The organism is Nocardiopsis baichengensis YIM 90130 (assembly GCF_000341205.1).
In the GTDB taxonomy this organism is placed as follows: Bacteria; Actinomycetota; Actinomycetes; order Streptosporangiales; family Streptosporangiaceae; genus Nocardiopsis_A; species Nocardiopsis_A halophila.
In genome coordinates this window covers 1-13,861 of the sequence record NZ_ANAS01000022.1, presented here as the reverse complement: position 1 = coordinate 13,861, position 13,861 = coordinate 1, and the positions used below count along the sequence as shown (strand labels likewise).

Sequence of the window (13,861 nt, the reverse complement as noted above, 5' to 3'; positions counted from 1 at the left end):
TACCCTCGTCCGGGTGAGCAACAGGGGAACGGCCGAATGACGGTTCTGCAGACGAGCACGGGGGAGCGCCTCGCCGGGCTGCGCCAATGGCAGCGGGAGGCGTTCGAGGAGTACTTCCGCAGAGACCCCAGGGACTTCCTGGCGGTGGCCACGCCGGGCGCGGGCAAGACGACCTTCGCGCTGACGCTCGCCGCGGAGCTGCTGGCGCGGCACGCGGTGCGCTCGGTGACCATCGTGTGCCCGACCGAGCACCTGAAGAAGCAGTGGGCCGAGGCCGCCGCGCGGTTCGGGATCGCCATCGACCCCGACTTCAAGAACGGCCAGGGGGCGCTGGGCCGGCAGTACACCGGGGCGGCGGTGACCTACGCCCAGGTGGCGGCGCACCCGATGCTGCACCGCAACCGCACCGAGGCGCGCCGCACGCTGGTCGTCTTCGACGAGGTGCACCACGCCGGCGACGCCCTGTCCTGGGGCGAGGCGGTGCGCGAGGCCTTCGACCCGGCCGCCCGGCGCCTGGCGCTGACCGGCACCCCCTTCCGGTCCGACGTCAACCCCATCCCGTTCGTGGACTACGTCCAGGACGGCCAGGGGATCCGCCGCTGCTCCTGGGACTACAACTACGGCTACACCCCGGCCCTGACCGACGGCGTCGTGCGGCCGGTGCTGTTCATGGCCTACTCCGGGGAGATGCGCTGGCGCACCCGGGCCGGCGACGAGCTCGCCGCCCGCCTGGGCGAGCCGCTCACCCAGGACGCCCTGTCCCAGGCCTGGAAGGCCGCGCTGGACCCCAAGGGCGACTGGATCAAGAAGGTCCTGGCCGCCGCCGACCGGCGGCTGACCGAGGTGCGCCACTCCAGCCCCGACGCCGGGGGCCTGGTCATCGCCACCGACCACGAGAACGCCCGCGCCTACGCGCGCATCCTGCGCAAGATCACCGGCCAGGGCGCCACGGTCGTGCTCTCCGACGACCCCACCGCGAGCAAGAAGATCTCCCGCTTCGCCGAGTCCGACGAGCGCTGGATGGTCGCGGTGCGCATGGTCTCCGAGGGCGTGGACGTGCCGCGGCTGATGGTGGGGGTCTACGCCACCTCCACCAGCACCGCGCTGTTCTTCGCCCAGGCGGTGGGGCGCTTCGTGCGGTCCCGGCGGCGCGGAGAGGTGGCCTCGGTCTTCCTGCCCTCGGTGCCCACCCTGCTGGAGCTGGCCGGGGAGATGGAGCGCGAGCGCGACCACGCCCTGGACCGGCCGCTGAAGGAGGGCGAGGAGTTCGACCCCGAGGGGCGGGAGCTGGACGAGGCCCGCAAGAAGCGGGACACCCCCGACGCGGGGGAGGAGCTGCCCTTCGAGACGATGGAGGCCTCCGCCGAGTTCGACCGGGTGCTCTACGACGGCTCGGAGTTCGGCGGCGGCACCCCCGACTCGCCCGAGGAGGAGGACTTCCTGGGGCTGCCCGGGCTGCTGGAGCCCGAGCAGGTGGCCCAGCTGCTGCGCAAGCGCAAGGCCGACCAGCGGGCCGGCGAGCGCAGGCCGCCCCGGCAGGAGCAGGAGCAGTCGGACGGCGCCCCCGAGCACGAGCGGGTGGCCGCGCTGCGCAAGGAGCTCAACGGGCTGGTGGGCGCCTGGCACCACCGCACCGGCCGGCCGCACGGGATGATCCACAACGAGCTGCGCCGCGCCTGCGGCGGGCCGCCCATCGCCCAGGCCTCGCCCGAGCAGATCGAGCAGCGCATCGCCAAGATCCGCACCTGGGCCACCGGGGGCACCTGAGCCCATCGGCCGGTAAACACCCGGCAAGGGCGGCGAACCGGGCCCGCGCGCCACAACCACCCAAAGTGGTCGAACGGATACGTTCCGCGCCATGGGGCAATGTGTGAAGAGGATCGGCCGCACCGGTGCCGGGCTGGCGGTCTGCGCCGCGGCCCTGGCCGCCCTGCTGGGCGCCGCCGGGCAGGGGAGCACAGGGCAGGGGAGCGCTGGCCAGGACGCACCGGAGGCCGCCGAGGAGTGCCGCACCGGCGGGGGGGACGGCGGCCGCGACGGCCACGTCACCCCCGAGCAGGCCGCCGAGTACGAGCGTGAGCTCCGCGAGGCCCGGGTGCCGCAGTCGGCCCACCGGGAGCGCCGCACCGTGCCCGTGGTGGTGCACGTGGTCAGCGCCTCCGACGGGACCGGGGACCTGTCCGCCGACACCGTCCGCGAGCAGGTCCGGGTGCTGGACCGGGCCTTCGGGGGCGGCTACGGCGGCGCCGACACCGGCTTCGACTTCGAGCTGGAGGAGACCGTCCGCACCGTCGACGACCGGCTGTTCTCCACCATCGCCGGGCAGGGCGCCCGGGAGCGGGCCGAGATGCGCCGGGGCGGGCCCGAGACGCTCAACCTCTTCACCGCCGACCTGGGGCGCGGGGTGCTCGGCCGCTCGACCTTCCCCCAGGACTACTCCGAGGACCCCGGCGGCGACGGCGTCGTCGTGGACCACCGCACCGTCCCCGGCGGCGCCCGCGAGCACTTCGACCGCGGCCACACCGCCACCCACGAGGCCGGGCACTGGCTCGGGCTCTTCCACACCTTCCAGAACGGCTGCTCCTGGCCCGGGGACTACGTCGGAGACACCCCCTACGAGCGCGAGCAGGCCTCCGGCTGCCCGGTCGGCCGCGACACCTGCCCCGCCCGTCCCGGCTCCGACCCCGTGCGCAACTTCATGAACTACAGCGACGACGCCTGCATGAGCGAGTTCACCGACGGCCAGGCCGAGCGGATGGCCGCCCACTGGTACGCCTTCCGCGCCGGGCACGGCGCTCAGGGGGTGTCCTAGACTCGGGGCCATGGCAGCGACCAAGACCTACCTGACCGGCATCCAGACGTCGGGGATGCCGCACCTCGGCAACTACATCGGGGCCATCAAGCCCGCCCTGGACGCGGCGCGCGAGCACGACAGCATGTACTTCCTCGCCGACTACCACGCGCTCAACTCGGTCCGGGACCCCGAGAGGCTCCGCCACGACGTCCGGTCGGTCGCCGCCACGTGGCTCGCCTGCGGTCTGGACCCCGAGCGCACCGTGCTCTACCGGCAGTCCGACGTGCCCGAGGTCTTCGAGCTGACCACCGTGCTCGGCGCGGTGACCGCCAAGGGCCTGATGAACCGCGCCCACGCCTACAAGGCCGCCCGGGACCGCAACGCCGAGTCCGGCGCCGAGGACCTGGACGCCGGCGTCAACATGGGCCTGTTCAACTACCCCGTCCTGATGGCCGCCGACATCCTGGTGATGGAGGCCGACGTGGTCCCGGTCGGCCGGGACCAGCGCCAGCACATCGAGTACACCGCCGACATCGCCGGCTCCTTCAACCACCTCTACGGCGCCGGGTACGCCTTCCCGATCCCGGAGGGCGCCTACCCCGAGGGGGAGTCCAGCCTGCTCCCCGGTATCGACGGCCGGAAGATGAGCAAGTCCTACGACAACCACATCCCGCTGTTCCTGCCGGAGAACAGGCTCAAGAAGCTGGTGCGGCGCATCCCCACCGACTCCACCCCGGTGGAGGACCCCAAGGACCCCGACACCTCGGCCGTGTTCCAGCTGCTGGAGCACTTCGCCGACGCCGAGCGAACCGCGGCCGTCCGCAAGCGCCTGGAAGAGGGCGGCATGGGCTGGGGCGAGCTCAAGAACGAGCTGTTCGAGGTCCTCAACACCACCTTCGGCCCCATGCGCGAGCGCTACGACGCGCTGATGGAGCCCGACAGCGACCTCGACGCGATCCTGGCCGCCGGGGCCGAGCGCGCGCGGCGGCGCGCCCGGGCCACCCTGGCCAAGGTCCGCGCCGCCATCGGCATCGACTGAGGCGCCCTCAGGCGGCGACCACCGGCTCGCCCTGCAGGACGACGCCCCCGGCGGACAGCTCCCGCAGGGCGGCGTCGGTGGTCGCGCGGGACACCCCCGCCGTCAGGTTCAGCAGCACCCGGGTGGAGAACCCGGCCGCGGCCGCGTCGGCCGCCGTGGCCCGCACGCAGTGGTCGGTGGCGATGCCCACGACGTCCACCTCCGTGACCCCGTGCGCGCGCAGCCACTCCTCCAGGGGCCGGCCGTCCTCGGCCGCGCCCTCGAAGCCGCTGTAGGCGGCGGTGTAGGCGCCCTTGCTGAACACCTCCTCCACCGGCGCGGTGTCGAAGGCCCGGTGGAACTCGGCGCCCTCGGTGCCCACCACGCAGTGCGGCGGCCAGCTGTCCACGAAGTCCGGCTCGGCGGAGAAGTGGCCGCCCGGGTCCACGTGGTGGTCGCGGGTGGCCACCACGTGGGCGTAGGAGTCCCGGTGCGCGGCGATGTGGGCCGAGACCTCCCCGGCCACGGCGGCGCCGCCGGCCACCCCCATGCTGCCGCCCTCGCAGAAGTCGTTCTGCACGTCCACGACGATCAGTGCCCGCTGTGTTCTCTCTGTGCTCTGTGCGTCCGGTGCGCTCATCACGGCCTCCCCAGGAACTCGGTGGGCAGCGCGGGCTCCCCGCGCGACATCCGGCGCGCCGCGGCCGGCAGCTCGGCCAGCGACCGGGCGTGCCGCTCGCGGGCCGCCTCCAGCGGCTCGGCGCCCACGACCTCGCCGCCCTCGACCAGCCGGCGCAGCAGCGGCCGCAGCCCGGGGCGCGGCTCGGGGTCGTGGTCGTGCACCATCTCGGCGGTGGCGGTGCCGTCGTCGCCGACCGCGCGCGAGGCCCATTTGCGCCCGCCCTTGCTCGGCTTGCCGACCGACCGCTTGGCGACCGGCTCCAGCGGCACCCCGTCCCCGGTCCCGCGGGCCCGGGCCACCAGCTTGTACACCAGCGAGGCGGTGGGCGCCCCGGAGCCGGTCACCAGCGCGGTGCCCACCCCGTAGCCGTCCACCGGCGCGATCGCCAGCGCCTGGATGGCGTACTCGTCCAGGTCCCCGGTGACCACGATCCGGGCGTCGGAGGCGCCCAGCCCGTCCAGCTGGCGGCGGACCCGCGCCGCCTCGGCGGCCAGGTCGCCCGAGTCCACCCGCACCCCGCCCAGGCCGGTCCCGGCCAGCTCCACCGCGGTGCCCACGCCGCGGGCGACGTCGTAGGTGTCCACCAGCAGGGTGGTGCCCGGGCCCAGCGCGTCCAGCTGCGCCTGGAAGGCGTGCCGCTCGCTGTCGTGCAGCAGGGTGAAGGCGTGCGCGCTGGTCCCGGCGGTCGGGACGCCCCAGCGGCGGCCCGCCTCCAGGTTGGAGGTGCTGGCGAAGCCCGAGATGTAGGCGGCCCGGGCCGAGGCCACGGCGGCGCCCTCGTGGGTGCGCCGCGACCCCATCTCGATCATCGGCCGCCCCTGGGCGGCCACGGCCATCCGGGAGGCCGCCGAGGCGATCGCGGTGTCGTGGTTGAACACCGACAGCGCCAGGGTCTCCAGCAGCACCGCCTCGGCGAAGGTGCCCTCGACGACCATGATGGGGGAGCCGGGGAAGTAGCACTCGCCCTCGCCGTAGCCCCACACGTCGCCGGTGAAGCGGTAGTCGGCCAGCCACTGCAGGGTGGCCTCGTCCACCACCCCGGCGTCGGAGAGGTAGTCCAGCTCGGCGGTGCCGAAGCGGAAGTCGCGCAGCGCCTCCAGGAACCGGCCGGTGCCGGCGACCACGCCGTAGCGGCGCGCCTCGGGCAGCCGGCGGGCGAACATCTCGAAGACGGCCCGCCGGTGCGCCGCGCCGCTGCGCAGGGCCCCCTGCAGCATGGTCAGCTCGTACCGGTCGGTGAGCAGGGCGCTGCTCGCGTGGTCGGTCATGGGCATCCAGACTAGTTTGTGTCTCTCGGTACCAAAATAGCGGTGCCGTGCGGTGGGGCCGCGCAGTGGGACAATGGAGCCGGTACCGCCGGTAGAGCGTGAGAGGTGAGCGACCCATGGGGACCGCCCCGGCACCGGTCGAGCAGGAACGGCCGGAGGCCGACGAGGACGTGCGACCCGACACGCCGTGGGTGACGATCGTCTGGAACGACCCGGTGAACCTCATGTCCTATGTCACCTACGTCTTCCAGACCGTCTTCGGCTACCCCAGGGCCAAGGCGCACAAGCTGATGCTGGACGTGCACCACAAGGGGCGCGCCGTCGTCTCCAGCGGCTCCCGCGAGGAGATGGAGCGGGACGTGTCGGTGCTGCACGAGTACGGCCTGTGGGCGACACTGCAGCACGACGAATAGGGTGGCCGGATGACCGACGGATTCCGTGCCGTGCGCGGCGGCGTGCGCATCCGCCTGGACCGCGACGAGGCCGCGGTGCTGCGCTCGATGGCCGCGCTCGTGCTGGAGCTGGTGGATCCCCCCGAGGACGGGGGCGACCCGCTGGAGGCCCTGGTGGGCATCGGGGGCGCCTCCCGCACGCCCGAGGACCCGGTGCTGGCCCGGCTGCTGCCGGACGCCTACACCGGCGACCGCGAGGCCGCCGGGGACTTCCGCCGCTACACCGAGGGCGACCTGCGCCGGCACAAGCGGGAGAACGCCGAGGCGGTGATGGCGGGGCTGGAGGGCCTGGGCCCCGGCGGCGGCGAGCTGGTGCTGGACACCGGCGACGCGCACGCCTGGCTCAAGGCGCTCAACGACGTCCGGCTGGCGCTGGGCACCCGGCTGGGCGTGGAGGAGGACGGCGGCGCCACCCGGGTGCGCGCCGAGGCCGCCTCCGACCGGGCCGCGCTCGGCGTCTACGAGTGGCTCGGCAGGCTGCAGGAGACCCTGGTCCAGGCCCTGATGGGGGGCCACTGAGGCGGCGGGCGGCACGGCCCGCCGAAAAAGTCATACCCAGTGAGTGGGTAGGGATAATTTCTCGGCTACGCTGAGGGCCATGCTGAGGATCAACCGGGAGATCCGCGACAGGATCGTCGCGCACGCCCGCCGCGACCACCCCGACGAGGCGTGCGGCATCGTGGCCGGCCCCCTCGGGTCCGACCGGCCCGAGCGCATGGTCGAGATGGCCAACGCGGAGCGCTCGCCCACCTTCTACCGCTTCGACTCCAAAGAGCAGCTGAAGGTCTGGCGGGAGATGGACGACCGCGACGAGGAGCCCGTGGTCATCTACCACTCGCACACCGCGACCGAGGCCTACCCCTCCCGGACCGACGTCTCCTACGCCTCCGAGCCCGGCGCGCACTACGTGCTGGTCTCCACCCGCGACCCGCACACCGCCGAGTTCCGCTCCTTCCGGATCACCGGCGGCGAGGTCGCCGAGGAGCCCGTGGAGATCGTCGAAGGGCGGGCCGGGGGCGGGGAATCCGCCGGGGCCTAGCGCCGTTGACGCCGGTGACGACGACCGGGACCACACCAGAGAACGGAGACACCATGGCCACCGAGGTCCGCATCCCCACGATCATGCGCAACCTGACCGACGGCGCCAAGGCCGTCGAGGGCAGCGGAGCCACCCTCGCCGAGCTCATCGACGACCTGGACCGCCGCCACCCCGGGCTGGGCGACAAGCTCGTCCAGGACGGCAAGCTGCGGCGGTTCGTCAACATCTACCTCAACGACGAGGACGTGCGCTTCCTCGGCGGGATCGAGGCGCAGGTCGCCGACGGCGACACCGTCACCGTGCTTCCGGCGGTCGCCGGCGGCATGCGCTAGCCGCCATGCGCCACGACTCGCTCCTGGACTCCCTGGGCGGCACGCCGCTGGTCGGCCTGCCCGCCCTCTCACCCGCCCCCGACGTGCGGCTGTGGGCCAAGCTGGAGGACCGCAACCCCACCGGCTCCGTCAAGGACCGGGCGGCCCTCTTCATGGTCGAGCAGGCCGAGAAGGACGGGCTGCTCACGCCCGGCTGCACCATCCTCGAGCCCACCTCGGGCAACACCGGCATCTCCCTGGCCATGGTCGCCCGCCTGCGCGGCTACCGCATGGTCTGCGTGATGCCGGAGAACACCTCGGCCGAGCGGCGCCAGCTGCTGCGGATGTGGGGCGCCGAGGTGCACTCCTCTCCGGCCGAGGGGGGATCCAACGAGGCGGTGCGGGTGGCCAAGCGGATGGCCGCCGACCACCCCGACTGGGTCATGCTCTACCAGTACGGCAACCCCGCCAACGCCCGCGCGCACTACGAGACCACCGGCCCCGAGCTGCTCGCGGACCTGCCGGAGATCACGCACTTCGTGGCGGGGCTGGGCACCACCGGCACCCTCATGGGGGTGGGGCGCTACCTGCGCGAGCACCGGCCCGACGTGAAGATCGTCGCCGCCGAGCCGCGCTACGGCGAGCTCGTCTACGGGCTGCGCAACCTGGACGAGGGGTTCGTCCCCGAGCTCTACGACGCCGAGGTGCTCACCACCCGCTTCTCGGTGCCCTCCGACGCGGCCCTGCGCCGCACCCGGCAGCTGCTTGAGCGCGAGGGCGTCTTCGCCGGGATCTCCACCGGCGGGGCCCTGCACGCCGCGCTGGCCATGGCCGACAAGGCGGCCAAGGCCGGCGAGCGGGCCGACATCGCCCTGGTCATCGCCGACGGCGGGTGGAAGTACCTGTCCACCGGCGCCTACGAGGGCACCCTGGCCGAGGCCGAGGAGCGGCTGGAGGGCCAGCTCTGGGCCTGAGCCCGCACCCGGGTGGCGCGTTCCGAACATCGTTCGGTTCAATGGGGCGCATGTCACGCTTGGACCGCGCCACCCGGGTCGCCGCCGGCGACGACGGGCGCCACCGCGCCGACCTCGACCCCGGCTTCCTCATCGGCACCGCGCTCAACGGCGGCTACCTGATGGCCGTCATGCAGCGCGCCGCCCTGCAGCGGGCGCCCGGCCACCCGCACCCGGTCGCCTCCTCCTACCACTTCCTGCACCCCGCCTCCCCGGGGCCGGCCGAGGTGGTCACCGAGGCGCTCAAGACCGGGCGCACCGTCACCTCGCTGCGCACCACCCTGCGCCAGGGCGGGCGCGACCTGGTCACCGGCACCATCGCCGCCGCGCGCCTGGACCCCGGCGCCGAACCCGACTACGCCGGGCCCGCCCCGGCCGTTGCCCCGCCCGAGCGGTGCCGCCGGTTCGACCCCCGGCGCAGCGTCACCGGCGAGGAAGGGTTCATCGGCCGGCTGGAGCAGTACTACACCGAGGACTCCTGGAAGGCCCTGACCGGCAAGGTCGAGGACCCGGTCCCCGAGCTCAGCGGCCACCTGGCGCCCGCCCCGGCCGAGGGCGCGCCCGCCGACCCGGCCGACTTCCTGCCCGTGGCGGTGGACGCCACCCCGCCGGTGGTCACCGTGCTCGACTCCTGGAGGTGGGCCCCCACCGTGGAGCTCACCTGGCACATGCGCGCCGCCCCCGAACCGGGCCCCCTGGCCTTCCGTGCCCGCAGCCGGCTCGCCGCCGGGGGCTGGTTCGACGAGAGCGTGGAGTTGTGGGATGTGAAGGGGCGGCTCGTGGCGCAGGGGCGGCAACTCGCCCGAAACGGGCGCTGACCCCCGTTTATCGGCTTTGAGCAGGAAAAACGTGGAGTGTTCGGCTCTGGGAACAGGTCACATGTGATCCAGGCCGCGTGAGACGCGGGCCACATTCGGTACCACCGCAGCGGTCATTGGGGTAGACCCGTAACACGGAGAACATGGAGACGCCCGGCTCGGCGCCGCCGCGCTGGTCTCCGCGGAGGCATTCCACCCGAAAAGGCAAAAGCGACGTGCGACTCACCATCATCGGATCCTCGGGGAGCTTCCCCGGCCCGGCCAGCCCCGCCTCGTGCTACCTCGTGGAGGCGGACGGATACCGCCTGCTCCTCGACCTCGGCAACGGCGCCCTCGGAGCGCTCCAGAAGTACACCGACATCTACGGCATCGACGCCGTCTACCTCAGCCACCTGCACGCCGACCACTGCTTCGACCTCTGCTCCTACTGGGTCGCGCGCACCTACCCGCACGGCGGGCGCAAGCCCCGCATCCCCGTCTTCGGCCCGCCCGGCGTCGCCGACCGGATGGCCGAGGCCTACGGGCTGGACCCCGAACCCGGCATGCGCGAGACCTTCGACTTCGTCGAACTCGCCCCCGGGGAGCTGAACATCGGGCCGTTCTCCGCGACCGTCGCCCGCGTCAACCACCCCGTCGACGCCTACGGGATCCGCCTGGAGCACGCCGGGTCCACCCTGACCTACAGCGGTGACACCGCCACCTGCGAGGAGCTCACCGGCCTGGCCCTGGACACCGACCTGTTCCTGTGCGAGGCCTCGTTCCACGACCACCACGACAACCCGCACGGGGTGCACCTGACCGGGGCCGAGGCCGGTGCGCACGCCGACCGGTCGGGGGCCCACCGCCTCGTGCTGACCCACCTGGTGCCCTGGAACGACGACGAGCTCACCCTCCGCGAGGCGCGCAGCGCCTACGAGGGGCCCGTGGAGCTGGCCCGGCCCGGCGCCGTCTACCGGATCGGCGTGGAGGCCGGAGCGCTGGACGCGGTCGGATGACCTGAGGACGGGGTGTTCTGCGGGCCGTCTCCGGCCCGCGGCCGCGCCCTAGTCCAGCAGGCCCTCCGCGGTGGCGGCCGCGGCCTCCACGGCCGCGCCCCCGTCCCGCTCCAAGGTGTCGCTGTTCGCCTGCACGGTCACCAGCAGGCCCGGCAGGTGCAGGCGGACCCGGGAGAACCGCTCGCCCGGCCGCCACTCGGCGAACCCGCCCAGCGCGGTCAGCCGCTCGGTGGTGAAGTAGGCCTGCGAGCCCTCCGCGGCGGCCTCCTGCACGGCCGCGGGCACCTCGCCGGCGTGCTCGACCCGGCTGCCCTCCGGGGACAGCGACACGAGCACCACCGCGCTGCCGTCGCCGCGGTCGAACCCCGCCCACGAGCACTCCAGGGCGCTCTCCCCGCGCACCTGGGTGAACTGGGCGTCCTCGGGGGCCAGCTCGGCGAACGCCTCGGTGTCCTCCGGCAGCCCGGCCTCCTCGCAGGTGCCGGGCACCTCCACCGGCTCGGCCCCGGCCGGGGGCCCGGCCTCGTCCGCGGTGCCCTCCGGCGCCACCGGCTCCCCGCCGAACGCCTCCCAGGCCGGGGCCGCGTCCGCGGACCGCGCCGGCGAGTCGGAGGCCGGCCCCGGCGGGGGGTCCGCCTCCCCGGCCGCGCAGCCGGAAGCGGCGAGCGCCAGCGCCCCGGCGGCCAGTGCCCTGGGAAGCTCGATCATGGCCCCAATGGTGCCAGAGATCCGCGCGACCGGACCCGGGCCAGAGGATAGTCTTCGGAACATGGCTCGACCCGACGGACGCGCTCCGAACCAACTCCGCCCCGTGAACATCACCCGCAACTGGCTCCGCCACGCGGAGGGCTCCGCGCTCATCGAGTTCGGTGACACCCGCGTCCTGTGCGCCGCCACCGTCGAGGAGGGGGTGCCGCGCTGGCGCCGCGGCACCGGCGAAGGCTGGGTGACCGCCGAGTACGCGATGCTGCCCCGCTCCACCGACACCCGCGGCGCCCGCGAGTCGGTCAAGGGCAAGATCGGCGGCCGCACCCACGAGATCTCCCGCCTGGTCGGCCGGTCGCTGCGCGCGGTCGTCGACTTCAAGGCCATGGGCGAGAACACCATCACCCTCGACTGCGACGTGCTCCAGGCCGACGGGGGCACCCGCACCGCGGCCATCACCGGCGCCTACGTCGCCCTGGCCGACGCCGTCAAGCACCTGCGCAAGCGGCGCAACCTCAAGAACAACCCGCTGTCCGGCTCGGTGGCCGCGGTCAGCGTCGGCATGATCCAGGGCCAGCCCCGCCTGGACCTGAACTACCTGGAGGACTCGGTCGCCCAGACCGACATGAACGTCGTCGTCACCGGCGACGGCAGCTTCGTCGAGGTGCAGGGCACCGCCGAGGGGGCGCCGTTCGACCGCGCCGAGCTCGACGGCCTGCTGGACCTGGCGGTGGGGGGCTGCGCCGAGCTGACCGAGCTGCAGAAGAAGGCCCTGGCCGGATGAGCGGCCGGCTCCGACTGGTGCTGGCCACCAGGAATTCCAAGAAGGTCCCCGAGATGGCGGCGGTCCTGGCCGAGGCCGGGGTGGACGCCGACGTCGTCGGGCTCGACGAGCACCCCGGGGCCCCCGAGGTCGCCGAGACCGAGCCGACGTTCACCGGCAACGCCCTGCTCAAGGCGCGGGCGGTGGCCGCCTCCACCGGGCTGCCGGCGGTCGCCGACGACTCCGGGCTGCGCGTGGACGCCCTGGGCGGCATGCCGGGCGTGCTCTCGGCGCGCTGGTCCGGCCGGTTCGGCGACGCCTCCGGAGACAAGGACCTGGCCAACCTGCACCTGGTGCTCGACCAGCTCGCCGACACCCCGGACGAGCGCCGCGGGGCCGAGTTCGTCGCCGCCGCCGCGCTCGTCGTGCCCGGGGGAGAGGAGACCGCGGTCGAGGGCGTCATGCGCGGGAGCATCATCCGCGAGCCGCGGGGCGCCAACGGGTTCGGTTACGACCCCGTGTTCGTCCCCGAGGGCGGGGACCGCACCACCGCGGAGATGGCGGCCGAGGAGAAGAACGCCATCAGCCACCGGGGCAAGGCCTTCCGCGCCTTGGCCGAGGAGATCCGCAGGATCTCCTGAGCGACGGCCCTCCGGAGAGACGACCGGAAGACGCTTCAGACAGGGCCGCCCCGCCACACCGGCATGGGGCGGCCTTCGTCCGCCACCTCCCGTGCGGCGCGGGCCAGCAGGCGGGTGGAGTCCAGCACCGGCAGCGGGGACGCCTCCGGCGGCAGGAGGATCGGGATCTCGGTGCACACGAGGGCGACCGCATCACAGCCGTCCCTGGCCAGGCGCGCGACGATCTCCCCGAAAGCGGTGCGGGTGGAGTCCTTGAAGACGCCGTGGACGAGTTCACTGAAGACGGCCTCGTGTACGAACGCCCGGTCGTCCGAGTCCGGGATGCCGGCGTCGATCCCCTTGGCCTTGAGCGCGCGCGGGTAGACGGGTCCTTCCATCGTGAACGCGGTCCCGAGGACGCCCACCTTGCGGTGGCCCTGCCGGGCGGCGCGGTCGGCGACGGCGTCGGCGATGTGCAGGCCGGGCAGGGGGAGCGCCGGCCCGGGGGACTCCAGGGCTAAGTGGGCGGTGTTGTCCGGGCAGACGAAGAAGTCCGCCCCGGCGGCGGCGAGCCGCTCGACGCTCACCGCCAGGACCTCCTTCACCGCGGCGTGGTCGCCGCTGTTCCAGGCGGGCATGGTGCGGCCGAACGCGATGCAGTCCAGGGAGACGTCCGGATGCATGTCGGCCCGGCCGTCGGCGCCGTGGCAGAACTCCCGGAAACAGAGGGACGCGCCTTCGGCGCTGTGGGCGAGGATGCCGAGATGCTTCATCGGTGCCTCCTGAACGGTGTCGTGAGCAGCGGGAAGCCGTGTCGGGAAAGGGGACGGCGACGGGGACGCCCGTTCCGCGAGCGTAACCCGCGGGGGGCGGAGGCTGTGATGCGGCGCACGGCGCGTCTTGGACGGGAAGGCCCCGGGGGTCCGGTAACGTTGTGCGGGTCGCCGCGCCGAAGGGTTTCGGGGCAGCTTCGCAAGAGGCACCTGGAGACTCCCGGAGGCTCAGGCGACACGTCCTCTGGAAAGGCGTTCGAGGCACCGCCTCGGATGTGTATCCTGGAGGACGAGCGGCCCACCGAGGTCCGAACACCCGCGAGAGCGGGTGGGCGATCGGGGCCGCATCTCACCGAGGACACTCTGCCCGCTGAGCGGGCGTCTTCCGAATCCGATCCGATGTCGGCGCCGTGTGCGCGGACGGGGGAACGGTCCGCGGGAGAAGCGGAGAGTCCCAGGGAAATGCGAAACCCGCCGATTTGGCGGAAATGAGCGGCCCTGATAAAGTGGGAGCACAACAAAGCGGAAAGCCGCCTCTAGCGGAAAAGCGGTCGGACCGGTGGACGGTCCGGGGCTTGTACGGGATGAGCGGTTGCTTCTTGAGAACTCA

The 13,861-nt window shown here is 73.5% G+C and carries 16 protein-coding genes; 12 read left to right on the top strand and 4 right to left on the bottom strand.

The window, feature by feature from the left end; genetic code table 11:
- Positions 1 to 36: 36 nt before the first annotated feature.
- The 3 genes from C892_RS0118155 (at position 37) to C892_RS0118145 (ending at position 3,833) form a co-directional block, all read left to right on the top strand.
- Positions 37 to 1,767, top strand: a complete 1,731-nt coding sequence (locus C892_RS0118155; RefSeq protein ID WP_017558340.1) for a DEAD/DEAH box helicase — start codon at positions 37 to 39, stop codon at positions 1,765 to 1,767.
- A 103-nt stretch (positions 1,768 to 1,870) separates the two neighbouring features.
- Positions 1,871 to 2,812: a zinc metalloprotease gene (locus tag C892_RS0118150; protein WP_017558339.1), complete on the top strand. Its 942-nt coding sequence runs from the start codon at positions 1,871 to 1,873 to the stop codon at positions 2,810 to 2,812.
- Between the two features lie 10 nt (positions 2,813 to 2,822).
- Positions 2,823 to 3,833 (top strand): tryptophan--tRNA ligase, encoded by a 1,011-nt coding sequence (locus C892_RS0118145; protein ID WP_017538306.1) that lies wholly within the window; start codon positions 2,823 to 2,825, stop codon positions 3,831 to 3,833.
- Between the two features lie 7 nt (positions 3,834 to 3,840).
- Here the strand turns inward: C892_RS0118145 and C892_RS0118140 are convergent, their stop codons facing one another.
- Complete coding sequence (locus C892_RS0118140; protein ID WP_161631989.1) at positions 3,841 to 4,452, bottom strand: isochorismatase family protein; 612 nt, start codon at positions 4,450 to 4,452, stop codon at positions 3,841 to 3,843.
- The gene (locus C892_RS0118135) at positions 4,452 to 5,762 is read right to left on the bottom strand and encodes a nicotinate phosphoribosyltransferase (protein WP_017558337.1); all 1,311 of its coding nucleotides are present in this window, start codon (positions 5,760 to 5,762) and stop codon (positions 4,452 to 4,454) included. Before C892_RS0118135 ends, C892_RS0118140 begins: the two co-directional genes overlap by 1 nt.
- Positions 5,763 to 5,878: 116 nt before the next feature.
- Here C892_RS0118135 and clpS point away from each other — a divergent pair, with 116 nt between their 5' ends.
- From clpS to C892_RS0118100, 7 genes are all read left to right on the top strand, one after another.
- Positions 5,879 to 6,175 (top strand): ATP-dependent Clp protease adapter ClpS, encoded by a 297-nt coding sequence (gene clpS / locus C892_RS0118130; RefSeq protein ID WP_017538303.1) that lies wholly within the window; start codon positions 5,879 to 5,881, stop codon positions 6,173 to 6,175.
- A 9-nt stretch (positions 6,176 to 6,184) separates the two neighbouring features.
- Positions 6,185 to 6,733, top strand: coding sequence for a DUF2017 domain-containing protein (locus C892_RS0118125; RefSeq protein WP_017558336.1), 549 nt, complete (start codon positions 6,185 to 6,187; stop codon positions 6,731 to 6,733).
- A gap of 79 nt (positions 6,734 to 6,812) precedes the next feature.
- The gene (locus C892_RS0118120; RefSeq protein WP_017538301.1) at positions 6,813 to 7,253 is read left to right on the top strand and encodes a M67 family metallopeptidase; all 441 of its coding nucleotides are present in this window, start codon (positions 6,813 to 6,815) and stop codon (positions 7,251 to 7,253) included.
- 53 nt (positions 7,254 to 7,306) lie between these two features.
- Positions 7,307 to 7,585 (top strand): MoaD/ThiS family protein, encoded by a 279-nt coding sequence (locus C892_RS0118115; RefSeq protein WP_017538300.1) that lies wholly within the window; start codon positions 7,307 to 7,309, stop codon positions 7,583 to 7,585.
- A 5-nt stretch (positions 7,586 to 7,590) separates the two neighbouring features.
- The gene (locus C892_RS0118110) at positions 7,591 to 8,538 is read left to right on the top strand and encodes a PLP-dependent cysteine synthase family protein (RefSeq protein ID WP_017538299.1); all 948 of its coding nucleotides are present in this window, start codon (positions 7,591 to 7,593) and stop codon (positions 8,536 to 8,538) included.
- A 50-nt stretch (positions 8,539 to 8,588) separates the two neighbouring features.
- Entirely contained in the window at positions 8,589 to 9,395 is an 807-nt protein-coding gene (locus tag C892_RS0118105) for a thioesterase family protein (RefSeq protein WP_026124469.1), read from the top strand.
- Positions 9,396 to 9,610: 215 nt separating this feature from the next.
- Positions 9,611 to 10,390 (top strand): MBL fold metallo-hydrolase, encoded by a 780-nt coding sequence (locus C892_RS0118100; RefSeq protein ID WP_017558334.1) that lies wholly within the window; start codon positions 9,611 to 9,613, stop codon positions 10,388 to 10,390.
- Positions 10,391 to 10,438: 48 nt separating this feature from the next.
- Here the strand turns inward: C892_RS0118100 and C892_RS0118095 are convergent, their stop codons facing one another.
- Positions 10,439 to 11,098, bottom strand: a complete 660-nt coding sequence (locus C892_RS0118095) for a hypothetical protein (protein WP_017558333.1) — start codon at positions 11,096 to 11,098, stop codon at positions 10,439 to 10,441.
- 103 nt (positions 11,099 to 11,201) lie between these two features.
- On the opposite strand from C892_RS0118095, the gene rph reads away from it, so the two are divergent.
- Both rph and rdgB read left to right on the top strand, forming a co-directional pair.
- Complete coding sequence (rph, locus tag C892_RS0118090; protein ID WP_017538295.1) at positions 11,202 to 11,879, top strand: ribonuclease PH; 678 nt, start codon at positions 11,202 to 11,204, stop codon at positions 11,877 to 11,879.
- Positions 11,876 to 12,499 (top strand): RdgB/HAM1 family non-canonical purine NTP pyrophosphatase, encoded by a 624-nt coding sequence (rdgB, locus tag C892_RS0118085; protein ID WP_017558332.1) that lies wholly within the window; start codon positions 11,876 to 11,878, stop codon positions 12,497 to 12,499. The genes rph and rdgB overlap by 4 nt, the downstream gene beginning before the upstream one ends.
- A gap of 35 nt (positions 12,500 to 12,534) precedes the next feature.
- Here the strand turns inward: rdgB and C892_RS0118080 are convergent, their stop codons facing one another.
- Positions 12,535 to 13,251 (bottom strand): aspartate/glutamate racemase family protein, encoded by a 717-nt coding sequence (locus C892_RS0118080; RefSeq protein WP_017558331.1) that lies wholly within the window; start codon positions 13,249 to 13,251, stop codon positions 12,535 to 12,537.
- Positions 13,252 to 13,861 lie beyond the last annotated feature (610 nt).

Coding starts and splice junctions, on each gene's coding strand:
- C892_RS0118155 (WP_017558340.1), top strand. CDS start 37: ATGACGGTTCTGCAGACGAGCACGGGGGAGCGCCTCGCCGGGCTGCGC.
- C892_RS0118145 (WP_017538306.1), top strand. CDS start 2,823: ATGGCAGCGACCAAGACCTACCTGACCGGCATCCAGACGTCGGGGATG.
- C892_RS0118140 (WP_161631989.1), bottom strand. CDS start 4,452: ATGAGCGCACCGGACGCACAGAGCACAGAGAGAACACAGCGGGCACTG.
- C892_RS0118135 (WP_017558337.1), bottom strand. CDS start 5,762: ATGACCGACCACGCGAGCAGCGCCCTGCTCACCGACCGGTACGAGCTG.
- clpS (WP_017538303.1), top strand. CDS start 5,879: ATGGGGACCGCCCCGGCACCGGTCGAGCAGGAACGGCCGGAGGCCGAC.
- C892_RS0118125 (WP_017558336.1), top strand. CDS start 6,185: ATGACCGACGGATTCCGTGCCGTGCGCGGCGGCGTGCGCATCCGCCTG.
- C892_RS0118120 (WP_017538301.1), top strand. CDS start 6,813: ATGCTGAGGATCAACCGGGAGATCCGCGACAGGATCGTCGCGCACGCC.
- C892_RS0118115 (WP_017538300.1), top strand. CDS start 7,307: ATGGCCACCGAGGTCCGCATCCCCACGATCATGCGCAACCTGACCGAC.
- C892_RS0118110 (WP_017538299.1), top strand. CDS start 7,591: ATGCGCCACGACTCGCTCCTGGACTCCCTGGGCGGCACGCCGCTGGTC.
- C892_RS0118105 (WP_026124469.1), top strand. CDS start 8,589: ATGTCACGCTTGGACCGCGCCACCCGGGTCGCCGCCGGCGACGACGGG.
- C892_RS0118095 (WP_017558333.1), bottom strand. CDS start 11,098: ATGATCGAGCTTCCCAGGGCACTGGCCGCCGGGGCGCTGGCGCTCGCC.
- rdgB (WP_017558332.1), top strand. CDS start 11,876: ATGAGCGGCCGGCTCCGACTGGTGCTGGCCACCAGGAATTCCAAGAAG.
- C892_RS0118080 (WP_017558331.1), bottom strand. CDS start 13,251: ATGAAGCATCTCGGCATCCTCGCCCACAGCGCCGAAGGCGCGTCCCTC.